Source organism: Solwaraspora sp. WMMD792 (genome assembly GCF_029626105.1).
Classification (GTDB): Bacteria; Actinomycetota; Actinomycetes; order Mycobacteriales; family Micromonosporaceae; genus Micromonospora_E.
The window spans coordinates 1807499-1830739 of the sequence record NZ_JARUBH010000009.1 but is presented as its reverse complement, the minus strand read 5'-3'; the positions used below and the strand labels follow the sequence as shown (position 1 = coordinate 1830739).

The window sequence follows — 23241 nt, the reverse complement described above, 5'->3', positions numbered from 1 at the left end:
CGGGGAGGATCTCGGCCGGTCAGGCCTGGTCGATGGTGGCGAGAGCTTCCTGCAGGGTGCCGTGCGCCGCTTCGTACTGGGCGATCTGATCGGCCGGCGGCAGACCAGCGGCGTTACGGACCGCCTCGATGGCCGCGTCGACCGCCGGGTGCCCGGTCCGGGTATCGGTACTGCCGGCGGTAACGTCCGTTCCGTCGACTGTGCCGTCCACCGCCGCGGTGCCCGGCGCGGTGGCCGCGCCGGGTGGGGTCGGCGCGACCCGGCCACCGGGTGGGGGCCCCGGCACCGGGCCGGTCACTGCCCACCCGCCGAGCCGTCAACGGAGTTGCGGCCCACCGTCTTGCTGGCCGGGGCCTTCTTTGCGACGGCCTTCTTTGCCACTGCCTTCTTCGCGACCGTGTTTTTCGCCGCGCCTTTCTTGGCCACCGCCTTGCTGGCCACCGCTGGTTCGGCCGACGACGGAATCGCCGCCTCGGCCGTGGCGGCGGCCGCCGAGGCGGCGGCCGCTCGGCTCCGGGCCCGCTCCATGTCGGCCTCCAGCCGGTCGATCCGGTCCCGCAGCGCCACGACCTCCTCGGCCTTGACCAGGCCCACTGCGCCGAGTGCCCGGTCCACTTCCGCCCGCACCAGCCGGGTGAGTGACTCACGGTTCGCGGTGCCGGCCGACAGCAAGTCCTCCGCCACCGCCTGCAGCTGGGCGGCGGTCGCCCCGCCCTTGCCGACCAACGACCGCGCAGTCTGCTCGGCCTTCTTCCGGGACGCCTCGGTCAGGCCGAGGGCCAGTTCCAGGTACGCCCGCCAGGCGTCACGCATGGTCCGACTCCTTCACCGCGCGGAGAATGTTCGGTTGACACGCTACCGGGACGCGACGCCGCAGTGCGGTACGGTGCCTGTGCTGAACACCGGTGGTGCGACCACCGGTCGCGGTGCCCGGCCGGGCACCGCGACCCACCGCGAAGCCCGGGAGGTGCGATTGTGGCCAGCGTCGACGAGTGTCGGCAGGCACTGCGGGAGCTCGCCACCCGGCTCGAGGGCAACGCCGACCAGGTACGCGAACGAGTCAACCTGGACCGTACCCTCGCCTGCCGGATCACCGATCTCGGCGCCGCGTTCCACGGACGGCTGACCGACGGTCGTCTCGTCGACCTCGCCGACGGGGACGATCCGAAGGCCAAGATCGCCATGAACATCGGCAGTGACGACCTGCTCGCGCTGGTCCGTGGCGACCTCGACGTAGGTCGCGCGTTGGCGGCCCGACGGCTGTCGGTCAGCGCCAGCCCGTTCGACCTGCTTAAGCTCCGGAAGCTGCTGTGAACCGACCCGCTCCGTGGCCAGGTCCGCGTCCGCCGGCCCGGCTCACCCGGCGACCCGGTCCCCGGCCAGCGTAGGCTGCGGCCCGGCGCCGGACCACCCCAGCACGTTGGATCACGCCAGCGCCAGGACACGCAGCGCCGACTCGGCTGCGGCGGACTCGCATCGCACCTCGGTCACCGGGTCGCCCTGCCATGCGTGCTGGCAGAGCACCCGCAGCGCCTGCACGCTGTCACCGCCGGTGCCGTCGAGGACGAGCACCGCCGAGCCGTCGCGGTGCACCTGCCACCCGGCACCGTCCGTCGGCCCGTCGTCGATCGGCCGGGCGGCGTCGGTCGCGAACAGTCCGGCGAGGTCCGCCGCCAGGTACGTCGGCCGGCGTGCCGGCGGGGCGGCCAGCAGTTCCCGAGCGTCGCTGATCCCGGTCAGCACGAGCAGACTCGCCATGCCGGCACGGTTCGCCCCTTCGATGTCGGTATCCAGCCGGTCACCGACCACCAGCGGCCGGTCGGCACCGGCACGTCGAGCGGTACTGACGAACAAACCCGGTTCCGGTTTGCCGACGACCTGGTCCGGCTCCCGGTTCAGCGCCGTGCGCAGCGCGGCGACCAGCGAGCCGTTACCGGGCAGCGGTCCCCGGGCACTGGGCAGGGTCCGGTCGGTGTTCGTCGCCACCCAGTCGGCGCCGCCCCGGATCGCCACCGATGCCTCCGCCAGATCTGCCCACCCAATCCCGGGGCCGTACCCCTGAACCACCACCGCGGGCTTGTCATCGGCCGACGCGACCAGCGCCAGCCCGGCCTCGGTGAGCTCGTCACGCAGCGCGTCCGCGCCCACGACCAGCGCCTTGGCACCTGGACCGTACTGCTGTGCCAGCAGCGCGGCGGTCGCACCGGCCGACGTCACCACCTCGTCGGCAGTGGCCGGCACCCCCATGCCACGGAGCAGCCCGGCGACGTCGGCCGAACGCCGGGAGGCATTGTTCGTCGCGTACGCGACCGGCAGGCCGGCCCGCCGCAGCCGATCCACCGCCTCGACCGCCCCGGGGATGGGCCGGTCGATCAGGTAGATCACCCCGTCGAGATCAAATATCACCAGGTCGTATGCGGCGGACAGCCCGCAGCGCCCAGCGGTGGTGTCGTCGGTTCGGGTCATCGGGGCCGGTCTTCTTCCGCGCTTCGGGGAGGTGAGCTGCCGGGGTGTGACGTGGCGGCCGGCTCGTCGTCGGCCTCGTCGTCCGTCTCGTCCGTCTCGTCCTCGGTCAGCAGTACGCCGTCGATCTCCAGAAGGCGCTCGGTCGCGTCAGTCGCCGCCTCCTCGTCGGCCTCGGCCGCCCGGGCGAACCATTCCCGGGCCTCGTCCTTACGCCCAGCGCTGAGCAGCGCGTCGGCGTACGCGTAACGGAGCCGGCAGACCCATGGCTCGGCGGACTCCACGGTCAGCTCCCGGACCTGCAGCATCGCCACCGCTGCGGCCGGCTGCCCCAGGTCGCCACGCGCACCTGCGGCGACCATCAACAGCTCGACGGCGGCGGCGGGGTCCAGACCGGCGCGATCCGCGCCACGGTAGATGTCGATCGCCCGCTCCGGCCGGCCGAGGGCGCGTTCGCAGTCGGCCAGTACGGCGAGGTGCGTCTGACGTCCGGTCATCCGGTGATAGGTCCGGAGTTCGGCGACGGCGGTCTGCCACTGCCCGGCCCGGTACGCGGCCAAGCCGACAGCTTCCCGTACCGCCGCGATGCGGGCGGCGAGCCGACGTGCCGCCAAGGCATGGGCGAGCGCCGTCTCCGGCTCCTCGTCGAGCAGCTGCCCGGTGGCGACGAGGTGCCGGGCCACCGTGTCGGCCACCGGTCGGGCCAGTCCGAGCAGTTCGGCCCGGATCTCGGTGTGCAGGTCGGTGGCGAGGACATCGTCGGACAACTCCGGCGGCGGCGTACGTTCGGCCACGCGGTCGGCACCGTCCCCGTCGCGCCGACGGTACGGCGCGGCGGAGGCCTCCGCGGAACGGTCCGACGATGCCCGTCGGAAGGGCCGGTCGGTCGGACCGTCCGTACGCCTGCGGAACTGCCCCGGCGCGCCGTCGACACGGGACCGGGCGGCGTCACCTGAGTGCGGGCGCCGATCCTCGGACCGAGGGCTTCTCCGGTCGGCCGGTCGGCCGGTGGTCGGGAAGCTGCCCGACCGGCGATCACCGTGGGAACGGTCGCGCCGCTCGTCTCCCTGCCCGGTACGTCGGTCACCACCCCGCTGCTCGAAGCGCCGGTCCTCCCGTCCCCGCCCGGCCTCGAACCGACGCTCACCGTCAGCACGCTGGGCGCGAGGTCCCCCAGTCCGGAATCCGCCACGGTCGGGCCGGCGCTCGCCACCGTCCCCACCCGTGGTCCGGCGGTCGCCGCGGAAGCCTCGGTCCTCGCGGGGCCCACTGCGGCGGCCGTCGTCGGACCAGCTCCTGCGCTCCCCGCGGAAACCGCCGCTTCTGTCCCCCGCAGCGCCACCGGGTTCCCCTCGGCCGCCCCGGCGGTCGTCGTCACGGCGGCGGGCCGACTCCCAGTCGCCGCGTCGGTCCCGGTCTGGCCGGGATGCGCTGTCGTCGCGCCGGCGGAACCCGGACGGTTCTCGGCCTGCGCCGGACTCGTCACGGCGCACGTAGCCACGGTCACGACCGCCGGCCCTGCGGTCGTCGGGCTGTCGGCGGTCACTGTCCCAACCGCCTTGGCGGCGGTCACCGTCATTACCGGTGGCACCACCCCGGCGTTCACCGGCGAACGGTTGCCGGCGGTCGGAACGGAACCGCTCCGCACCGCGCTCACCACCGTGCCGCCCGGTGTCGTGGTCGTCCCGGCGCGGCGTCCGGTCGCCACGGTCGTCGCGGCGCGGGTTCCGGTCGCCACGGCCGTCCCGGCTGCCGCCGTAGCCGCGGCTGAAGCCGCCGGCACGACCGGGTTGTTCGTCGGCGCGGCGAGGTCGGTCGCCATCCTGCCCAGTTGGGTTCACGACTCCATCCTCCCTGATGCCGCCCAACCGAAGTACGGCGGGCAGACACAGTTGAGGGCCGCTCCCCGCAGGGAGCGGCCCTCAACTGTAAAGATGTCCGGCGGTGACCTACTCTCCCACACCCTCACGAGTGCAGTACCATCGGCGCTGGAGAGCTTAGCTACCGGGTTCGGAATGTAACCGGGCGTTTCCCCTCCGCCATAACCGCCGTAACCCTAACAACAAACCAAACACACACGGTGCCCGTTTGCCCAGAATCACACAGTGGACGCGTACATCTTCGAAGTCAAGTCCTCGGCCTATTAGTACCGGTCAACTGAACCAGTTACCTGGCTTACATCTCCGGCCTATCAACCCAGTCATCTACTGGGAGCCTTACCCCACAAAGTGGGTGGGACACCTCATCTTGAAGCGAGCTTCCCGCTTAGATGCTTTCAGCGGTTATCCCTTCCGAACGTAGCCAACCAGCCGTGCCCCTGGCGGGACAACTGGCACACCAGAGGTTCGTCCGTCCCGGTCCTCTCGTACTAGGGACAGCCCTTCTCAAGTATCCTACGCGCGCGGCGGATAGGGACCGAACTGTCTCACGACGTTCTAAACCCAGCTCGCGTACCGCTTTAATGGGCGAACAGCCCAACCCTTGGGACCTGCTACAGCCCCAGGATGCGACGAGCCGACATCGAGGTGCCAAACCATCCCGTCGATATGGACTCTTGGGGAAGATCAGCCTGTTATCCCCGGGGTACCTTTTATCCGTTGAGCGACACCGCTTCCACACGCAAGTGCCGGATCACTAGTCCCGACTTTCGTCCCTGCTCGACCTGTCAGTCTCACAGTCAAGCTCCCTTGTGCACTTACACTCAACACCTGATTGCCAACCAGGATGAGGGAACCTTTGGGCGCCTCCGTTACCCTTTAGGAGGCAACCGCCCCAGTTAAACTACCCACCAGACACTGTCCCTGAACCGGATCACGGTCCGAAGTTAGAAACCCAAATCAACCAGAGTGGTATTTCAACAACGACTCCACCGATACTGGCGTACCAGCTTCACAGTCTCCCACCTATCCTACACAAGCTAATTCGAGTACCAATGTCAAGCTATAGTAAAGGTCCCGGGGTCTTTCCGTCCTGCCGCGCGTAACGAGCATCTTTACTCGTAATGCAATTTCGCCGGGCCTGTGGTTGAGACAGTAGGAAAGTCGTTACGCCATTCGTGCAGGTCGGAACTTACCCGACAAGGAATTTCGCTACCTTAGGATGGTTATAGTTACCACCGCCGTTTACTGGCGCTTAAGTTCTCAGCTTCGCCCCGAAGAGCTAACCGGTCCCCTTAACGTTCCAGCACCGGGCAGGCGTCAGTCCATATACATCGAATTACTTCTTCGCATGGACCTGTGTTTTTAGTAAACAGTCGCTTTCCCCTGGTCTCTGCGGCCATACAACGCTCCACCCGCAAGGGGCTTCACGTCTCCGGCCCCCCTTCTCCCTAAGTTACGGGGGCAATTTGCCGAGTTCCTTAACCACAGTTCGCCCGATCGCCTCGGTATTCTCTACCTGACCACCTGTGTCGGTTTAGGGTACGGGCCGCTAGAAGCTCGCTAGAGGCTTTTCTCGGCAGCATAGGATCACTGACTTCACCTGAATCGGCTCGGCATCACGTCTCAGCCTCACGCACCACGGATTTACCTATGATGCAGCCTACACGCTTACCCCGGCACAACCACCGGCCGGGATCAGCTACCTTCCTGCGTCACCCCATCGCTTGACTACTACCCGCCAGGTTCCCGCGCTCCCTCAGATCAGTCCGAAAACCTCACCAAGTTCGGGCAGTTAGCACAACGAGGTTCATCATGGGCGCTCCTTCGCGGGTACGGGAATATCAACCCGTTGTCCATCGACTACGCCTCTCGGCCTCGCCTTAGGTCCCGACTCACCCAGGGCGGATTAGCCTGGCCCTGGAACCCTTGGTCATCCGGCGGAAGGGTTTCTCACCCTTCTTTCGCTACTCATGCCTGCATTCTCACTCGTGCCGCGTCCACAGCTGGGTCACCCCGCTGCTTCACCCCCGGCACGACGCTCCCCTACCCATCCACACACCTGCACCAACCCCCGAAAGAGTCAGCGAAGTACACGCGTGAATGCCACAGCTTCGGCGGTGTGCTTGAGCCCCGCTACATTGTCGGCGCGGAACCACTTGACCAGTGAGCTATTACGCACTCTTTAAAGGGTGGCTGCTTCTAAGCCAACCTCCTGGTTGTCTAAGCGACCCCACATCCTTTTCCACTTAGCACACGCTTAGGGGCCTTAGCTGGTGATCTGGGCTGTTTCCCTCTCGACTACGAAGCTTATCCCCCGCAGTCTCACTGCCACGCTCTCACTTACCGGCATTCGGAGTTTAGCTGATTTCGGTAAGCTTGTAGGCCCCCTAGACCATCCAGTGCTCTACCTCCGGCAAGAAACACGCAACGCTGCACCTAAATGCATTTCGGGGAGAACCAGCTATCACGGAGTTTGATTGGCCTTTCACCCCTAACCACAGGTCATCCCCCAACTTTTCAACGTTGGTGGGTTCGGCCCTCCACGCGGTCTTACCCGCGCTTCAGCCTGCCCATGGCTAGATCACTCCGCTTCGGGTCTAGAACATGCGACTCAAACGCCCTCTTCAGACTCGCTTTCGCTACGGCTACCCCACACGGGTTAACCTCGCCACATGCCACTAACTCGCAGGCTCATTCTTCAAAAGGCACGCCGTCACCCCTAAAGGCTCCGACGGATTGTAGGCGAACGGTTTCAGGTACTATTTCACTCCCCTCCCGGGGTACTTTTCACCATTCCCTCACGGTACTCGTCCGCTATCGGTCACTAGGAAGTATTTAGGCTTACCAGGTGGTCCTGGCAGATTCACGGCAGATTTCAGGGGTCCGCCGCTACTCGGGAACATCCACAGAAGACCAGAAGTTTTCACCTACCGGACTATCACCGTCTACGGCTGGCTTTTCCACACCATTCAGCTAACAACTGGCTTTATCACTTCTCGACCGAATGTCAGTCCGATCAGCAGAGTCCCACAACCCCGACCACGCAACCCCTGACAGGTATCACACGCAGCCGGTTTAGCCTCATCCGCTTTCGCTCGCCACTACTCACGGAATCACTATTGTTTTCTCTTCCTGCGGGTACTGAGATGTTTCACTTCCCCGCGTTCCCTCCACACACCCTATGAGTTCAGGTGCAGGTGACACCACATGACTGATGCCAGGTTTCCCCATTCGGACACCCTGGGATCACAGCTCGGTTGACAGCTCCCCCAGGCCTATCGCGGCCTCCCACGTCCTTCATCGGCTCCTAGTGCCAAGGCATCCACCGTTCGCCCTTGACAACTTGACCACAAAGATGCTCGCGTCCACTGTGTAATTCTCAACAAACGACCAACCCGCAACCCCCAGCCCCACACCAGCACCACCACACACGATGGCCGGTATGCAAGACCAGGCCGCGCCTGGCAACCAGAGACAACAACCCACCACGTGGCCTGTTCCCTCAGGACCCAACAGGATGCCCACCATCCACACCAGCCGCACCAACACCACCCTCCACACCCCCACCCGAAAGCAGAAGCAGTACTAGCAGCATCAGCCGTTGCCGACACGAACTCACCAGTGTCTCCGCCAATGAGCACCCCCACCCCACACTCGGAGGCGGCAGGCTCCCTACCCGACCTTCGCCGGGAGAGCGCTCCTTAGAAAGGAGGTGATCCAGCCGCACCTTCCGGTACGGCTACCTTGTTACGACTTCGTCCCAATCGCCAGCCCCACCTTCGACAGCTCCCTCCCACAAGGGGTTGGGCCACCGGCTTCGGGTGTTGCCGACTTTCGTGACGTGACGGGCGGTGTGTACAAGGCCCGGGAACGTATTCACCGCAGCGTTGCTGATCTGCGATTACTAGCGACTCCGACTTCACGGGGTCGAGTTGCAGACCCCGATCCGAACTGAGACCGGCTTTTTGGGATTCGCTCCACCTCACGGTATCGCAGCCCATTGTACCGGCCATTGTAGCATGCGTGAAGCCCTGGACATAAGGGGCATGATGACTTGACGTCATCCCCACCTTCCTCCGAGTTGACCCCGGCAGTCTTCGATGAGTCCCCGCCATAACGCGCTGGCAACATCGAACAAGGGTTGCGCTCGTTGCGGGACTTAACCCAACATCTCACGACACGAGCTGACGACAGCCATGCACCACCTGTGACCGCCCCCGAAGGACCCCACATCTCTGCAGGTTTTGCGGCCATGTCAAACCCAGGTAAGGTTCTTCGCGTTGCATCGAATTAATCCGCATGCTCCGCCGCTTGTGCGGGCCCCCGTCAATTCCTTTGAGTTTTAGCCTTGCGGCCGTACTCCCCAGGCGGGGCGCTTAATGCGTTAGCTGCGGCACAGAGAACCGGAGAGGCCCCCCACACCTAGCGCCCAACGTTTACAGCGTGGACTACCAGGGTATCTAATCCTGTTCGCTCCCCACGCTTTCGCTCCTCAGCGTCAGTATCGGCCCAGAGACCCGCCTTCGCCACCGGTGTTCCTCCTGATATCTGCGCATTTCACCGCTACACCAGGAATTCCAGTCTCCCCTACCGAACTCTAGCCTGCCCGTATCGACTGCAAGCCCACAGTTGAGCTGTGGGTTTTCACAGTCGACGCGACAAGCCGCCTACGAGCTCTTTACGCCCAATAAATCCGGACAACGCTCGCGCCCTACGTCTTACCGCGGCTGCTGGCACGTAGTTGGCCGGCGCTTCTTCTGCAGGTACCGTCACTTACGCTTCGTCCCTGCTGAAAGAGGTTTACAACCCGAAGGCCGTCATCCCTCACGCGGCGTCGCTGCATCAGGCTTCCGCCCATTGTGCAATATTCCCCACTGCTGCCTCCCGTAGGAGTCTGGGCCGTGTCTCAGTCCCAGTGTGGCCGGTCGCCCTCTCAGGCCGGCTACCCGTCGTCGCCTTGGTAGGCCATCACCCCACCAACAAGCTGATAGGCCGCGAGCCCATCCCAAGCCGAAAAACTTTCCACACACCACCATGCGGCAGCATGTAATATCCGGTATTAGCCCCGGTTTCCCGGGGTTATCCCAAAGCCTGGGGCAGGTTGCTCACGTGTTACTCACCCGTTCGCCGCTCGAGTACCCCGAAGGGCCTTTCCGCTCGACTTGCATGTGTTAAGCACGCCGCCAGCGTTCGTCCTGAGCCAGGATCAAACTCTCCAACAAAAACTTGTGAAGAAATCAAACCCGGCATATAAAATGCCAAGGAATCACCAACCAGAAAACCACCACAAACGCGGCAGTCAACCAGCCGGGAACCAAACAAACTTTGGCACTGGCTTATCAAGCACCCTGTTGAGTTCTCAAAGAACAAACACACACCAGCAGAACCACCCACACCAAGCAGGCAACCCCACCAGGGCCATCCGTCCCACCCGACTTCCGCCGGGCACTTTTACTACCTTACTCCGACTCTTTCGCCCCGTCAAACCGGGTTTTTCCGGATCGTGGTGCTTCGTGCCGGTTTGACCACCTGGCTGAGCGCGCGGTGTCACCCGTGCGTTCGAACCTGGTTTTGCAGGCCGGCCGCGACGTCTCCGTCGGCTCGCCCGGTGCCCTGCGGTCATCAACCCTAGCCGGTCGGTCCCGCCGCTCCAAATCGGCCCCGGCCCTGCCGGTGCGATCCTCGCGGCCCCGCCCGCCAGCTCCGTTCGGTGCGAACACCCGGACCTGGAGGTTGTCCCACAGTTCCGGCCGGTCACCTCGGCTGCGTTTGCGGCTCCGGTGTTTCCGTCCGTTCCCCTGCGGGCAGAGAGAAAGTTACGCGCCCGCCCGATCAATCGTCAAATCGAGCGAACGCGTCCCACGTCACAACGTCGATCGACGCCTATCTGACCAGCTCAACCCCGGCAAACGTGCGCTTGCCGCGGCGTAGCACCAGGAACCGGCCGTGCAGCAGCGTCTCGGCCGGGACCACCGCCTCGACGTCCGACACCCGCTGATTGTTGAGGTAGGCGCCACCTTCGGCGATCGCCCGACGCGCCTCGTTGAGACTGCCGACAAGTCCCGACTCCTTCAACAACGCGGCCACCGCCGGCATCTCGCCGGTCACGGTCAGCAGGCCCGCCTCCCGCAACGCGGCGTGCAAGGTCTCCGGAGCCAGTTCGTCCAGTGACCCTCGGCCGAACAGGGCGTGGCTCGCGGCCACCGCCTGGGCCGCCTCCGCCGGACCGTGCACCAGCGCGGTGAGCTCCTCGGCCAACGCCCGCTGGGCGATCCGCGCCGCCGGCCGGGCCGCCGACTCCCGCTCCAGTTCGGCTATCGTCTCGCGATCCCGGAAGCTGAAGTAGCGCAGGTAGCGCCCGACGTCGCGATCGTCGACGTTGACCCAGAACTGGTAGAAGGCGTACGGGCTGGTCAGCGCGGCGTCCAACCAGACCGCGCCGCCCTCGGTCTTGCCGAACTTGGTGCCGTCCGACCGGGTGACCAGCGGCGTCGTGAAAGCGTGCACCGGGCCGGCTCCACGCCGGCGCACGTAGTCGACGCCTGCGGTGATGTTGCCCCACTGGTCGGAGCCGCCGAACTGCAGCAGGCAACCGTGCCGCCGGTGCAGCTCGAAGAAGTCGTTCGCCTGCAGCAGCTGGTAGCTGAACTCGGTAAAGCTGATGCCGCTGTCCAGCCGGGCCCGGACCACCTCACGGGCGAGCATCCGGTTGACCGGAAAGTGCTTGCCCACGTCCCGGAGAAACTCGACGACCGACATCGGCCCGGTCCAGTCCAGGTTGTTGACCGCCTGCGCCGCGACCGGCCCGGTGAACGAGACGAACGGCGCGAGCTGGTCGCGGATTCGGTCGACCCAGCCCGCCACCACCTCGGGCGGATTCAGGTTACGCTCACCCCCCTCCTTCGGGTCCCCGATCTGCCCGGTGGCCCCGCCGACCAGCAGCAGCGGCCGGTGTCCGGCGAGTTGCAGCCGACGGGCGGTGAGCACCTGGACCAGGTGGCCCACATGCAGGCTGGGGGCCGTCGGATCGAAGCCGACGTAGAAGGTGGTCGGGTCGCGCAGCTGCCGGCCCAGTTCGGTCACATCCGTGGCATCCTGGATCAGGCCTCGCCAGCGCAGCTCGTCCAGCACGTCGGGCGTACCGGCCGGGTCTTGTTCGTCCGTCACGGCGCGATTGTCCCTCATCGCGGACCAGCACGGACATCCGGTTTCCGACCTGCGGCGCAGCTCGCCCCGAACCCGTGAACCCATCGGGACCTGTCGTTGACCGGGCCAGGCCGAGCAGCCCCGGGCCAGGCCGGGCCAGGCCAGGCCGGGTCGGACGGCCCGCCGGGCAGGGCCGCCCGGCTCTGACCGGCGGGCCGCCGGGCGGAGTGCAATGAGAGTGCCGGCAGGGCAGTCGAGCGCCGGCGGAGGGAGCCGACGGTGAACACCATCGAGTCGACGACCGAGCAGCGTGACAGCCGGCAGCCGGTCACGGTCGAGCCCACCGAATCGAGCGGTCAGCCGGCGAAGCAGCCCGGGCTGACCGTGCGGCACGTCGACGGCGAACGGTACGCGGTGCAGGTCCGTGGCCACCAGATTGTTGTCGACCAGCCGGTCAGCGGCGGCGGCTCGGACAGCGCACCAACGCCGGTCGAGTTGTTCGTCGCCGCGCTCGCGTCGTGTGTGGCGTACTACGCCGGCCGCTACCTGGTCCGGCACGGCCTGTCCCGGGACGGGCTCGCCGTCGGTGCCCGGTACGTGATGGCGGCCGACCGGCCGGCCCGGGTGGCCGCGGTGCGGATCGAACTGAGCGTTCCGGACGAACTGCCGGCCGGACGCCGGGCGGCGCTGCTGGCCGTCGCCGCGCACTGCACGGTGCACAACACGTTGCTCGACCCGCCCGAGGTGGAGATCGAACTGGCCGCCGCCTGACCTGCGGCGAGGACGCCGGATCGGCCGGTGTCGGCGGTGGCACCGGCCGACTGAGCGGGTTTCACGTGGTCGATCACCACGCCGTGCCCGCAACGGACGGCTGTGGCAGGGTGGCACCGTGGCGATGACACCCGTGAGCCCGGCGGCGCGTGGCGCCCACCGAGCCGTCCGGCTCGAGGATGCCATCCACGCCTTGTTGGAACGCCGGCTACGGCGACGAGGTTGGGATCTGACGCTCATTCCGTACACCGGCTACGGCGCGCCGGGCTGGGTCCGGGTGATGGCCCGGGTGCTGCTGGGTCGGCCGGATCCCCCACATCGGCGGGCGAAGAAGGTCCGGGGCTGGCGCAGTTTCGCCACCCTGCCGGTCAAGGACGCGCCGGTGGTGATCGAAGCCGGCGGCAAGCGGCACGAGGTCCAGGCCGACCGGGGCGGGTTCGTGGACACCGTCGTGCCGGCCGATCTGGAGCCCGGCTGGACATCGGTACGGCTGCACAGCGGTGACTCCGAGCCGGTCGACGCGCCGGTACGTATCGTCGACCCGCAGGTCCGGTTCGGCATCATCTCCGACATCGACGACACGGTCATGGTGACCGCGCTGCCCCGGCCGATGCTGGCGGCGTGGAACACGTTCGTGTTGGACGAGCACGCCCGAGCCTCGGTCGCCGGAATGGCGGTGCTGTACGAACGCCTGGTAACCGCGCATCCGGGTGCGCCGGTGCTCTACCTGTCCACCGGTGCCTGGAACGTCGCGCCGACCCTGAGCCGCTTCCTGTCCCGGCATCTCTACCCGGCCGGCCCGCTGCTGCTGACGGACTGGGGTCCGACCACCGAACGGTGGTTCCGCAGCGGTCGGGAGCACAAGCGCGCCAGCCTGGCCAGGTTGGCGGAGGAGTTCCCGCAGATCCGCTGGCTGCTGGTGGGCGACGACGGGCAGCACGATCCGGAGATCTACGCCGAGTTCGCGGCGCAGCACCCGGACAGCTTGGCGGCGGTGGCGATCCGTCGGCTCTCGCCGACCCAGGCGGTCCTGGCCGGCAATCTACCGGCACCGGCCGGTGAGACCTCCAGGGCTGCCGGGCCGGGTGGCCGGCGGTGGTTGTCCGCGCCCGACGGTGCCGGCCTGGCACACCTGCTGCGCGAGGCGCGGCTGCTGTGACCGCTGCCGGAGCCGGCGGCTCAGCTGACCAGCGGCTCAGTCTGGGGGCGGGGCGTCCGCCGGGCCGGCCTCGACGAGGCGCTGTCGGAGCCGGTCTCGGATCTGCTCCGCGGTGTAGGCCCGGCGGCGTCGTTCGGCCCGGACGACGACCGCTCCGGTCGCGGCGACCCCGACGAACGCGGCCAGGCCCATTACCTTCCACCAACGCATCGGCCTAGGGTAGTCGAGTGACCGGCGAACCACTCTCCCTCGACGCGGCGGTCGAGCTGACCCGCACCGGTGACCTGTGGCTGTTTCGCGGGCGAACGATGCCCGACCGGGCGATCCAGATGACCACCAACAGCCCGGTGAACCACGTGGGGATGGCGGTGGTGATCGAAGATCTCCCGCCGCTGCTGTGGCACGCCGAGCTCGGTCGGTCACTGCCGGACATGTGGTCGGGCAGCCACCACAGAGGGGTGCAGCTGCACGACCTGCGCGACGCGGTCACGGTCTGGGCACGGCGCTACGGTCAGCGGGCCTGGCTGCGGCAGTTGGAGCCGCCCGCCGACAGCGCGATGGAGGATGCCGTGCTACGGACCGTCGCCCGGTTGGACGGCACCCCGTTCCCGTCCACCGCCGCGCTGGCCTGGCGGTGGCTGCGGGGTCGTACCCCGTCCGTACGGCGGGCGCCGCTGGCCGGCGCGGTACGCGAACGGTTGGCCAGCTGGTTGCCGCCGGCTGGTCGGGGTACGGGTGGCGCCGAGGCAGCCGAGGGGTCGGGTGGCGCCGGACCGTCGGCTGACGGTGCTGCCGGACGGACGGATCTGGAGAGTGTCTACTGCGCCGAGGTGGTCGCGGTGACCTACGAGGCGATGGGGCTGCTGCCAACAGGCCGGCGAACCAACTGGTACGACCCGGGCCGGTTCTGGAGCGGTGACCGGCTCCGGCTGAGCGACGGTGCGCAGCTCGGGGTGGAGATCGCGGTCCGGGTTCCGTCGGCGACCGTCGGACGGCGGGCCGCCGACACATCGGGATGACCGGCGCCGACGACCGATCTGGAAGCGATCAGCCGGCTGGCGGGTCCGGCCGGGACCGATCCGCCCGGTGGGAACGGCGACTGGCGGTGCCGGTGCTGGTCGCGGCGCTGGCCTCGGTTCCGGCGGTGTTCCTCACCCTCGCCGGCGGGGCCCTGGCGACGGTCGGTGAGGTACTGCACTGGGCGAGCGGAGCGGTGCTGGTCGCCGAGACCGCCGTACTGCTGGCCTTCTCCGCCGACCGGCTGGCGTGGCTGCGGCGCAACCGAGGGCTGGTGACGCTGACCCTGATCGTGGTCCCGGTCACCATCCTGGCGTTGGGGCCGCTGCAGGTGTTCCGGTTGATCTACACGGTAGGCACGTTACGGCTGGTCCGGGCCCGACGGATCGTGCGCGCTGTGCTGGTGCTGCACGGCCGGTTCGGACCGAGCGGGCCGTGGGCGACCGCGTTCGCCCTCGGCGCCGGAGTACTGGTCGCCGCGTTCGTGGCGATCACGTTGGTGGATCCCACGTCCCGCTCCCGGATGCTGCTGCAGGACTGGTTCGGCTGGACCGGCAGCGGTCACGTGGTCGCGGTCTGCCTGGCCGGAGCGATCGTGTTCGGTGCCACCTGGGTGGCGCTGCGCAACCGTCGCCGGTCCGGGCAGAGCGACGACGCGGCGTCGGAGTAGTCCGTGCACCGTCGACGCAGGGCGGCCGGCCGCCGCCACTGCCGCGAGGGACAATGGTCGGGTGAGACCGTGGCTGCAGCTGACCAGCACTGACCTGATCGCCCAACTGCCGGCAGGCGAGGACCAGCAGGTGCACTTTCCGGAGGCTCTGGTCGAGGCGGTGATCGACGAGTACACCACGCCCGGGCAGGCGGTGCTGGACCCGTTCGCCGGCTATGGCACCACACTGGTGACCGCGGCGCGGATGGGTCGACGGGCGACCGGCGTCGAACTGCTGCCCGACCGGGTCGCGCTGATCCGGCAGCGGCTCGCCGGGGCGGCCGGTGCCGAGATCGTCGACGGTGACGCCCGGAAGTTGATCGGTCTGGTCGACGGGCCGTTCGACCTCTGCCTGACCTCGCCGCCCTACATGGACGCGACGGACCATCCGGAGAACCCGCTCAACGCCTACGAGACCCTCGACGGTGACTACACCAGCTATCTCGACGAGATCGGTGACGTGTTCGGTCAGGTCGCCCAGTTGCTGCGGCCGGGCGGCCACGCCGTGGTCAACGTGGCGAACATGCGGGTCGACGGTCGGGTGACCACCCTCGCCTGGGACGTGGGTCGGGTGATCCGCGCCCATCTCACTCTGCTTCAGGAGTCGTTCCTGTGTTGGGACCACCAGCCCGACTGGCTGACCGGCGACTACTGTCTGGTCTTTCAACGGCCGAGCTGAGCGGGCGGTTCTCGGCGTCGGCACGGTCGCCGTCGTCCCGCGAGGACCGGCGCAGCCGTACACCACTGATGGCGTGGTGGTCGACGGAGGCGACGGTGATGGTCCAGCCGTCGACCCGGACCGACTCGCCCGCGTCGGTGGGAATGTGGCCGAGCCGGGCCAACACCAGACCCGCCACGGTGGTGTAGTCGCCGTCAGGGCGGCCGGGCAGGTCGACCCCGATGTCCGGCAGGTCGTGCACGGGGAAGGTCCCGGGGACCAGCATGGTGCCGTCCGGCTCGGTGCGTACGGCGCGGATGTCCCGGTCGGTCTCGTCGTAGATCTCGCCGACGATCTCCTCCAGTACGTCCTCCAGGGTGACGATGCCGTCGACGGCACCGCGTTCGTCGACGACCAGCGCGATGTGCTGGCGGTGTGTCTTGAACCGGCGCAACGCGTCGACCACCGGCAGCGACTCGGGCAGCAGCATGGGCGGGCGGGCCACCGCGTCGACCGGCCGGTCATCGGGTACGCCGACCAAATCACGCAGGTGGATCACGCCTACGGTGTCGTCCAGCATCCCGTTACGGACCACCGGCGCGCGGGAGTGCCCGGAGGTGGCCAGCACGATCCGGGCCGCCTCGGCAGACGTCCCGCTGTCCAGGGTGAAGACCTCCAGCCGGGGCACCAGCACCGCCCGCAGCCGCCGGTCGGCGATCTCCAGTGCCCCGGAGATGATGGTCTGCTGTTCGGCGGTGAACGCCCGGTGACCGGCCACGATGTCGCGCAGTTCGTCCGGGCTGATCTCGTCGCGGGTCGCCTTCGGATCGCCGCCGACGAGGCGGACCACGAGGTCGCTGGTGGCACCGAGCGCCCAGACCGCCGGCCGGGCCAGGCTGGCCATCATGTCGAGAGGCCGGGCCACCGCCAGCGCCCACCGCTCGGCCCGCTGCATGGCCACCCGCTTCGGGGCCAGTTCGCCGAAGACCAGTGTGACGAAGGTCAGCACCAGGGTGATCAGCACGATGGCCACCGGCTCCGCAGCCCGGCCGAGCACGTCCAGCGCCGGCACCAACGGCTGGGCCAGCGACACCGCGGCGGTGGCCGAGGCCAGGAACCCGGCCAGAGTGATGCCGATCTGAATGGTGGCGAGGAACCGGTTCGGGTCCTTGGCGAGCTTGGCCAGGACCCGACCCGTCCGGCGGGACCGTTCCAGCCGCTGCACCTGGCTGTCGCGCAGCGACACCAGGGCGATTTCGCTACCGGCGAAGACCGCGTTCAGCACCACCAGGATCCCGACCAGCGCGAGTTGTGTTCCGTACCCCTGCACGTACGCACCTTCCATCGCCGCCGTCGTGACCCGGATTCCGTCGCCGGTGTGCTGCGGCCTGCTTTGCCCACCCGGGCCGAATGCGAATCCTGCCATCCGTCCGGGTCACCGGGCCCCTCGGGCCGCCGGTCACCTGGCATCCGGCGGCTCTGTGCCCGGCGGCGGGCGAGGACCCCCCCTAGCATTTTCTCAGCAAGATTTCGTAGTGTCGGGTCGTATGAGCTGGAAGCATCACCTTGCCGTACGGATCGCCCGGTCGACCGGAATGCAGATCACCCGCCGGGGCGGCCGTCCCGCCTTCGTCCGCCGCCCGCACCGACTGCTGCGCCAACCGGTGTTCATTCTGTCGTCGGTCCGGTCGGGGTCGACACTGCTGCGAATGATGCTGAACAGCCACTCTTCGCTCTACGCTCCGCACGAGCTGCATCTGAGCAAGTTGCGGGTGGAGTTTAGTGACCACTACATCACGGACAGCATGGGCGAGTTGGGCTGGGACGCTCAGGAAGTCACCCACCTGCTGTGGGACCGGGTGTTGGACGCGGCGTTGCAGCGCAGTGGCAAACAGGTCCTGGTCGAGAAGACTCCGCACAACGTGTTCATCTGGCCCCGGATCGCCCAGGTGTGGCCGGACGCGCGGTTCGTGTTCCTACTACGCCACCCGGCCGCGATCCTCGACTCGTGGACCAGGGCCCGACCCCAGCAGACGCCGCAGGAGGCGGCCGAGAGCGTCGGCCGGTACCTGACCAAACTCGCCGAGGCACGCCGGGTACTTCCCGGACACACGGTCCGCTACGAGGATCTGGCGGCCGATCCGACGACCGAGACCCGGCGCATCTGCGAGTTCCTCGGTCTGGAGTGGGAATCGGACATGGTGGAGTACGGCCGGTTCGACCATGGCCGGATCAAGGCCGGGCTGGGTGACTGGACCGGGCGGATCCGTACCGGCACGGTCCAGCCGCCCCGGGAACTGCCGGCCGACGTGGCGCTGCCGGGTCCGCTGTTCGAGGTTGCCCAGGGCTGGGGCTACCCGGCGCGGCGGGACGACTGAAGGCCGAGGTGCACTGCGGCGGTGGCCTTGCGGAACGCCTCGACGGCACCGACCGGATCGCCGGTGTCGGCCAGCACGTCACCGAGCTCGGCCCAGGCCCGGGACGCCTGTCGCGAGGCGCGCAGCCCGCTGAGGGTCGCGGCGGCGCCGGCGAACATCTCCCGGGACTCGGTGATGTCGCCGGCGGCGGCCAGCGCGGCGGCCAGCGCGGTCTGCGCCCGGGCCCGCTCCAGGTGTGCCTGCCCGCCGAGTTCGGCCAGCGACCGCCGGGCGCTGCGCACCGCGCCGGCCACGTCGCCGTCCAGCAGCAAGGTGCGGGACAGTTCGGTCAGTACTTGACATCCTCGCCGCCCTAAACGGCGGCGATTCCAGCCACGCCGCGCGTGACACGCGCGGTGTTCTGGTGGGTTACCGTTTCACCGCGCGGTGCCGGGACGGGTCCCGGTCCTACCCGCGCTCCACGGTCGTTGAAGTCCGCCTGCCCGGCGGCCTTGATGTTGATCGCGGCGTTGACGTCCCGGTCGTGGAGACTGCCACACGGACAGACCCACGACCGGACGTTCAACGCCATCTGCTCGTTGATCCGGCCGCAGTCCGAGCACATCCGGGTGGACGGGAGCCACCGGTCCACCCGGGCGAACGTGCGTCCGGACCTCGCCGCCTTGTACTCCAGCATGGCGACGAACGACGACCATCCGGCGTCGTGGACGGACTTGGCGAGCCTCGTGCGGCCGAGACCGACGACACACAGGTCCTCGACGTACACCGCTTGATTCTCGCGGATGATCGTCGTGGACAGCTTGTGCTGCCAGTCCCGCCGGGTGTCGGCCACCCGGGCGTGCGCCCTGGCGACCTTCACGACGGCCTTCCCACGGCGGTTGCTGCCCCGCTGTCTGCGGGACAGGGCCTGTTGCAGCCGTTTGAGCTTGCGGGCCGCGCGGCGCAGGAACCTGGGCGCGGCCACCTTCGTGCCGTCCGACATGACCGCGAAGTGCGTCAGCCCCAGATCGATCCCCACCTCGGCATCGGTCGGCGGCGACGGCTCGTCCGTGGCCCGCACGACGAACGAGGCGAAATACCGTCCGGCGGCGTCCCGGATGACCGTCACGGACGACGGGTCCAACGGCAAAGACCGGGACCAGCGCACCGTGAGATCGCCGATCCTCGGCAGCCGCAGACGGCCGTTGTCCAGCACCGTGAACCGGGAGTTACGGGTGAAGCGGATGGCCTGCCGGTTGTCCTTACGGGACCGGAACCTCGGCGGGGCCACCATGCGGCCCTTGCGTCTGCCGGTGATCGAGGCGAAGAAGTGCGGTAGGCGGTGTTGAGGTCCGCGAGGGCCTGCTGCAACACCACCGCCGACACCTCACCCAGCCACGCCCGCTCCGGAGTCGCCTTGGCCCGCGTGATGACCCGCTTCGACAGCTCGGCGTCCGACACGTACGGCAGACCCTGCTCGTGGGCGGTCCGCCGGAGGCGCAGCCCGTCGTTGAACACCACCCGGGCGCATCCGAACGCCCGGGCCAGCGCGATCTGCTGGCCGGGTGTCGGGTAGACCCGGAACTGGTACCGGAGCTGCACGAACCACACAATATCATATTGGTCTATGGCGGAAGTCGAAGACGTCCGTACCGGCAGGCACCGTGTTTTCGCGATGCATGTTCACTTGGTTTTCGTGACGAAGTTCCGGCACACGGTGTTCGCCGACCGGCACCTGACCCGCATGGAGGCGATCATGCGGGACGTGTGCACGGACTTCGAGGCCGAGCTGGTCGAGTTCAACGGCGGCCACAACCATGTCCACCTGCTGGTCGACCACCCACCCAAAGTCGCCGTTTCCCGCCTGGTCAACTCACTCAAGGGCGTCTCGTCGCGCCGCCCGCGGCAGGAGTTCCCCGACCTCGCACGCCACTACCACCGGGCCAACAAGCTCTGGTCGGGCTCGTACTTCGCCGGCTCCGTCGGCGGCGCACCACCAAGCATCGTGAAGCAGTACATCGAGCAGGAAAACCGGCCAGGTTAGAGCACTGCTCGGACCCTGGCGGCCCTCCCAGCGCGGGCCTTCACCCCCGGCCTGAAGGCCGGAGCACTGGCCCGCATTCCGGTAGCTGACCGACAGGCTTCCCCGAGCCAGCTCCCGCTGGGTCATGCTGCGCGCGACCCGCAGGGCTCGCAGCCGCCGGGGGAAGTCCGGGTGAACTTGTTGACTCATGTCCGGCCCCCTGGCTGACAGTCAACTGCCTACTCTTCCAGAGTCAACAGCTCCGGAGGTCGCCCGTGTCCGAGCCCTCGTACCACCCCGGTCCACGGCTCTCCCGACAGGAGACCGCAGTGCTTGTCGCCTACCTGTCCGGGCTGACCATGGTCGCCTCCGCCCGTCGCGTCGGCGTCGGTCTCGGCACCGCGAAGCAGTACCTCGAGCGGGTCAAGCGCAAGTACGCCGCCGCCGGCCGCCCGGCACAGACGAAACTGGAGCTTGCCCGGCGGGCCGTCGAGGACGGCCTGCTGCCGTGGGCGGAGCAGCCGTCATCCGGGCACGTTCGGTGACCCGGTCCGGCCGCCGCGCGGCCGGGGAGCGGCCCGGCGGTACGCGCTGACCGTCGGCTCGCCGGCCAGCCAGAAGCGCCATGGCGTGTGCGGAGCCGCGCCCACCCCCACCCGGGGGCCGGTGCGGACAGCCCCGGCCGGGACCGGCACCGGCGATGGCGTCAGCGACAGCGGGCCGGTGCCGTCGAGCACCGACGTACCGTTCGCCGTGCCGTCCAGCCCGAGCGCGGCCATCAACCGGGCCGGACCACGGGCCAGGTCCCGGTCCGGCACCCGCAGGCCACGGCGCCGCCGGGCCGCCCCGTGACCGGCGACGATCTCGCCGGCCCGCAGCAGCACCGCCGCCGCCTGTCCCGGCGGGCCGGTGACCACGTTGCCGCACCAGTGCATGCCGTAGCTGAAGTAGACGTACAGGTGACCGGACGGCCCGAACATCGGGGCGTTACGCGGCGTACGGCCCCGGTGGGCGTGCGAGGCGGGGTCGGCGCCGACCCCGGCGTACGCCTCGACCTCGGTGAGCCGGACCTCGACATCGCCGACGGCGACCCGGCAGCCCAGCAACGCGCGGGCCGCGACGTCGACCGGTCCGGCGAGCACCGTCGCGAGATCGCCGACCGGCGCGGGTGGTCTCATGGTGCCAGCACAGCACAGCGACCCAGCACACCACCGCCCGGGAGCGACCGATGAGTCCCGCCGCCACCCCGCCACCGCCGTACTACCTGGTGGTCTTCGCCTCCACCCGCACCGACGACGACCACGGCTACGCGGCCACCGCCCGCCGGATGCTGGAACTCGCCGACGCGCAGCCAGGCTTCCTGGGCGTGGACAGTGCCCGGGACCCCGACGGGGTCGGCATCACCGTCTCCTACTGGCGTGACGAGGAGTCGATCGCCGCCTGGCGTCGACACGTCGAACATCTGATCGCCCAGGCCGATGGCCGGGCCCGGTGGTACGCCAGCTTCGCGGTGCACGTGGCCCGGGTGGAGCGGGCCTACCGGTTCCCGCCGCCCACCCGGTGACCCGACCTGGCCGCCGGCCAGGTCAGCGGGGCACCACCGACTCCGCCGCCCACTGCCGCCACCCGCTCAGTTGCTCCGTCACGGCAACCAACTGGTCGGACACCGGACCGGGGCCGGTCGAGCCCGGCGTGGTCCGCACCGCGAGCGCCGACCGCACCGAGAGTACGTCCCGGACGCCGGCGTCCAGGTGCTCGCTGACCAGCCGCAGGTCGTCGTCGGAGACCTCGTCGAGCGCGCACTCCCGGGCCGAGCAGAGCGCGACCAGCTTGCCGGTGACCTCGTGCGCGTCCCGGAACGGCACACCCTTGCGGACCAGCCAGTCCGCCACCTCGGTGGCCAGGGTGAACCCGGCCGGGGCGGCGGCGGCGAGCCGGTCCACCCGTACCGTCATGGTGGAGATCATCCCGGCCAGGGCCGGCAGCAGCAGCTGCAGGGTGTCGACGGCGTCGAACGCCGGCTCCTTGTCCTCCTGCATGTCCCGGTCGTAGGTCAGCGGCAGCCCCTTGAGCATGGTCAGTACGGCCACCAGCCCGCCGACGAGCCGGCCGGACTTGCCCCGGGCCAGCTCGGCGATATCGGCGTTCTTCTTCTGCGGCATGATCGACGACCCGGTGGCGAAGGCGTCGTCCAGCTCCACCCAGCCGAACTCCTGCGAGGTCCAGAGCACCACCTCCTCCCCCAGCCGGGACAGGTGCACCCCGACCATCGCGGTGACGAAGAGGAACTCGGCGGCGAAGTCCCGGTCGGCGACCGCGTCCATCGAGTTGGCGAACGAGGTCCGGAACCCCAGCTCCTTGGCGACCGCGACCGGATCCAGCGGAAGGCCGGAGCCGGCCAGCGCGCCGGCACCCAACGGTGACACGGCGGTACGGGCGTCCCAGTCGCGCAACCGGTCCAGGTCGCGCAGCAGCGGATGGACGTGGGCCAGCAGCCAGTGCCCGAACGTCACCGGCTGGGCGTGCTGCACGTGGGTCATCCCGGGCGCGGGGGTCTCCAGGTGCCGCTCGGCCTGCTCGACCAGGGCAGCGGCCAGCTCGACCAGCTGTGCGGCCAGGCCACGGGCGTGGTCGCGCAGGTACAGCCGCAGGTCGGTGGCGACCTGGTCGTTACGGGACCGGCCGGCGCGCAGCTTGCCGCCGAGCGAGCCGAGCCGCTCCAGCAGGCCGCGTTCCAGCGCGGTGTGCACATCCTCGTCGTCCACGGTCGGCCGGAACGACCCGGAGGCGCAGGCCGCCTCCAGGTCGTCCAACGCGGCCAGCATCCGGCCCAGTTCGTCCGGGTCGAGCAGGCCGGCGGCGGCCAGCACCCGGGCGTGCGCCCGGGAGCCGGCGATGTCGTACGGGGCCAGCCGCCAGTCGAACTGGACGCTGACCGACAGGCGGGCCAGCGCCTCGGCCGGCCCGCCGGCGAAGCGGCCACCCCACAGGCTGGTGCGGTTCGGGCTGGCGGTGTTCTCGGTCAGGCTCTTGTCGTCCACGGCGACCATTGTCGGGG

General features: G+C 68.6%; 20 protein-coding genes, 3 rRNA genes and 1 pseudogene. 10 read left to right on the top strand and 14 right to left on the bottom strand.

Annotation, left to right across the window (positions count from 1 at the left end; all coding sequences use genetic code 11):
- Nucleotides 1–19: 19 nt before the first annotated feature.
- Both O7629_RS09935 and O7629_RS09930 read right to left on the bottom strand, forming a co-directional pair.
- Complete coding sequence (locus tag O7629_RS09935; RefSeq protein WP_278168802.1) at nt 20–298, bottom strand: hypothetical protein; 279 nt, start codon at nt 296–298, stop codon at nt 20–22.
- The gene (locus O7629_RS09930) at nt 295–813 is read right to left on the bottom strand and encodes a hypothetical protein (RefSeq protein ID WP_278168801.1); all 519 of its coding nucleotides are present in this window, start codon (nt 811–813) and stop codon (nt 295–297) included. The genes O7629_RS09935 and O7629_RS09930 overlap by 4 nt, the downstream gene beginning before the upstream one ends.
- Before the next feature lie 162 nt (nt 814–975).
- Between O7629_RS09930 and O7629_RS09925 the strand changes: the two genes are divergently transcribed.
- Nucleotides 976–1314, top strand: a complete 339-nt coding sequence (locus tag O7629_RS09925) for an SCP2 sterol-binding domain-containing protein (protein ID WP_278168800.1) — start codon at nt 976–978, stop codon at nt 1312–1314.
- Nucleotides 1315–1425: 111 nt separating this feature from the next.
- On the opposite strand, the gene O7629_RS09920 is transcribed toward O7629_RS09925, so the two are convergent.
- The 6 genes and pseudogenes from O7629_RS09920 to tyrS form a co-directional block, all read right to left on the bottom strand.
- Nucleotides 1426–2466, bottom strand: coding sequence for an HAD-IIA family hydrolase (locus tag O7629_RS09920; RefSeq protein ID WP_278168799.1), 1041 nt, complete (start codon nt 2464–2466; stop codon nt 1426–1428).
- A 71-nt stretch (nt 2467–2537) separates the two neighbouring features.
- Nucleotides 2538–3146 (bottom strand): annotated as a pseudogene (locus O7629_RS09915) (Replicase polyprotein 1ab); the annotation flags it as partial.
- Between the two features lie 1253 nt (nt 3147–4399).
- Nucleotides 4400–4516: ribosomal RNA gene (gene rrf / locus O7629_RS09910) — 5S ribosomal RNA — on the bottom strand.
- A 70-nt stretch (nt 4517–4586) separates the two neighbouring features.
- A 23S ribosomal RNA gene (locus tag O7629_RS09905) occupies nt 4587–7692 on the bottom strand.
- 356 nt (nt 7693–8048) lie between these two features.
- Nucleotides 8049–9565: ribosomal RNA gene (locus O7629_RS09900) — 16S ribosomal RNA — on the bottom strand.
- Together the 16S, 23S and 5S rRNA genes form the textbook arrangement of a ribosomal RNA operon.
- Before the next feature lie 661 nt (nt 9566–10226).
- On the bottom strand, nt 10227–11510 hold the full coding sequence (gene tyrS, locus O7629_RS09895) for a tyrosine--tRNA ligase (RefSeq protein ID WP_278168798.1): 1284 nt from the start codon (nt 11508–11510) through the stop codon (nt 10227–10229).
- 258 nt (nt 11511–11768) lie between these two features.
- On the opposite strand from tyrS, the gene O7629_RS09890 reads away from it, so the two are divergent.
- Both O7629_RS09890 and O7629_RS09885 read left to right on the top strand, forming a co-directional pair.
- On the top strand, nt 11769–12260 hold the full coding sequence (locus O7629_RS09890; RefSeq protein ID WP_278168797.1) for an OsmC family protein: 492 nt from the start codon (nt 11769–11771) through the stop codon (nt 12258–12260).
- A gap of 124 nt (nt 12261–12384) precedes the next feature.
- On the top strand, nt 12385–13419 hold the full coding sequence (locus O7629_RS09885) for a phosphatase domain-containing protein (RefSeq protein WP_278174476.1): 1035 nt from the start codon (nt 12385–12387) through the stop codon (nt 13417–13419).
- Between the two features lie 36 nt (nt 13420–13455).
- On the opposite strand, the gene O7629_RS09880 is transcribed toward O7629_RS09885, so the two are convergent.
- Complete coding sequence (locus O7629_RS09880; protein WP_278168796.1) at nt 13456–13629, bottom strand: hypothetical protein; 174 nt, start codon at nt 13627–13629, stop codon at nt 13456–13458.
- Between the two features lie 17 nt (nt 13630–13646).
- On the opposite strand from O7629_RS09880, the gene O7629_RS09875 reads away from it, so the two are divergent.
- The 3 genes from O7629_RS09875 (at nt 13647) to O7629_RS09865 (ending at nt 15824) form a co-directional block, all read left to right on the top strand.
- Nucleotides 13647–14438: a hypothetical protein gene (locus O7629_RS09875; protein WP_278168795.1), complete on the top strand. Its 792-nt coding sequence runs from the start codon at nt 13647–13649 to the stop codon at nt 14436–14438.
- 86 nt (nt 14439–14524) lie between these two features.
- Nucleotides 14525–15106: a hypothetical protein gene (locus tag O7629_RS09870; protein ID WP_278168794.1), complete on the top strand. Its 582-nt coding sequence runs from the start codon at nt 14525–14527 to the stop codon at nt 15104–15106.
- Between the two features lie 61 nt (nt 15107–15167).
- Nucleotides 15168–15824 carry a DNA methyltransferase gene (locus O7629_RS09865; protein ID WP_278168793.1) on the top strand — a complete coding sequence of 219 codons (657 nt, stop codon included), beginning with the start codon at nt 15168–15170 and terminating at the stop codon, nt 15822–15824.
- Here the strand turns inward: O7629_RS09865 and O7629_RS09860 are convergent.
- On the bottom strand, nt 15733–17133 hold the full coding sequence (locus tag O7629_RS09860) for a hemolysin family protein (RefSeq protein ID WP_278174475.1): 1401 nt from the start codon (nt 17131–17133) through the stop codon (nt 15733–15735). The two genes, O7629_RS09865 and O7629_RS09860, sit on opposite strands and share 92 nt — an antisense overlap.
- A 217-nt stretch (nt 17134–17350) precedes the next feature.
- Between O7629_RS09860 and O7629_RS09855 the strand changes: the two genes are divergently transcribed.
- Nucleotides 17351–18181 (top strand): sulfotransferase, encoded by an 831-nt coding sequence (locus O7629_RS09855; RefSeq protein WP_278168792.1) that lies wholly within the window; start codon nt 17351–17353, stop codon nt 18179–18181.
- Here O7629_RS09855 and O7629_RS09850 read toward each other — a convergent pair.
- Both O7629_RS09850 and O7629_RS09845 read right to left on the bottom strand, forming a co-directional pair.
- Nucleotides 18157–18492 (bottom strand): hypothetical protein, encoded by a 336-nt coding sequence (locus O7629_RS09850; protein WP_278168791.1) that lies wholly within the window; start codon nt 18490–18492, stop codon nt 18157–18159. The genes O7629_RS09855 and O7629_RS09850 overlap by 25 nt on opposite strands.
- A gap of 41 nt (nt 18493–18533) precedes the next feature.
- Nucleotides 18534–19451 (bottom strand): transposase, encoded by a 918-nt coding sequence (locus O7629_RS09845; protein ID WP_278168790.1) that lies wholly within the window; start codon nt 19449–19451, stop codon nt 18534–18536.
- Nucleotides 19452–19787: 336 nt separating this feature from the next.
- Here O7629_RS09845 and tnpA point away from each other — a divergent pair, with 336 nt between their 5' ends.
- On the top strand, nt 19788–20204 hold the full coding sequence (gene tnpA, locus O7629_RS09840; protein WP_278168789.1) for an IS200/IS605 family transposase: 417 nt from the start codon (nt 19788–19790) through the stop codon (nt 20202–20204).
- Between the two features lie 254 nt (nt 20205–20458).
- Nucleotides 20459–20728, top strand: a complete 270-nt coding sequence (locus O7629_RS09835; RefSeq protein WP_278168788.1) for a hypothetical protein — start codon at nt 20459–20461, stop codon at nt 20726–20728.
- Here O7629_RS09835 and O7629_RS09830 read toward each other — a convergent pair.
- Entirely contained in the window at nt 20708–21361 is a 654-nt protein-coding gene (locus O7629_RS09830) for a DNA-3-methyladenine glycosylase (protein WP_278168787.1), read from the bottom strand. The two genes, O7629_RS09835 and O7629_RS09830, sit on opposite strands and share 21 nt — an antisense overlap.
- Nucleotides 21362–21411: 50 nt before the next feature.
- On the opposite strand from O7629_RS09830, the gene O7629_RS09825 reads away from it, so the two are divergent.
- Complete coding sequence (locus O7629_RS09825; protein ID WP_278168786.1) at nt 21412–21747, top strand: antibiotic biosynthesis monooxygenase; 336 nt, start codon at nt 21412–21414, stop codon at nt 21745–21747.
- Nucleotides 21748–21769: 22 nt separating this feature from the next.
- Here O7629_RS09825 and argH read toward each other — a convergent pair whose 3' ends face one another.
- Nucleotides 21770–23233: an argininosuccinate lyase gene (argH, locus tag O7629_RS09820; protein ID WP_278168785.1), complete on the bottom strand. Its 1464-nt coding sequence runs from the start codon at nt 23231–23233 to the stop codon at nt 21770–21772.
- Nucleotides 23234–23241 lie beyond the last annotated feature (8 nt).

Excerpts from the sequence above, each read along its gene's own strand:
- O7629_RS09830 (WP_278168787.1), bottom strand. The coding sequence starts at position 21,361 with ATGAGACCACCCGCGCCGGTCGGCGATCTCGCGACGGTGCTCGCCGGA.
- tnpA (WP_278168789.1), top strand. The coding sequence starts at position 19,788 with ATGGCGGAAGTCGAAGACGTCCGTACCGGCAGGCACCGTGTTTTCGCG.
- O7629_RS09825 (WP_278168786.1), top strand. The coding sequence starts at position 21,412 with ATGAGTCCCGCCGCCACCCCGCCACCGCCGTACTACCTGGTGGTCTTC.
- O7629_RS09885 (WP_278174476.1), top strand. The coding sequence starts at position 12,385 with ATGACACCCGTGAGCCCGGCGGCGCGTGGCGCCCACCGAGCCGTCCGG.
- O7629_RS09855 (WP_278168792.1), top strand. The coding sequence starts at position 17,351 with ATGAGCTGGAAGCATCACCTTGCCGTACGGATCGCCCGGTCGACCGGA.
- argH (WP_278168785.1), bottom strand. The coding sequence starts at position 23,233 with ATGGTCGCCGTGGACGACAAGAGCCTGACCGAGAACACCGCCAGCCCG.
- O7629_RS09930 (WP_278168801.1), bottom strand. The coding sequence starts at position 813 with ATGCGTGACGCCTGGCGGGCGTACCTGGAACTGGCCCTCGGCCTGACC.
- O7629_RS09880 (WP_278168796.1), bottom strand. The coding sequence starts at position 13,629 with ATGCGTTGGTGGAAGGTAATGGGCCTGGCCGCGTTCGTCGGGGTCGCC.
- O7629_RS09920 (WP_278168799.1), bottom strand. The coding sequence starts at position 2,466 with ATGACCCGAACCGACGACACCACCGCTGGGCGCTGCGGGCTGTCCGCC.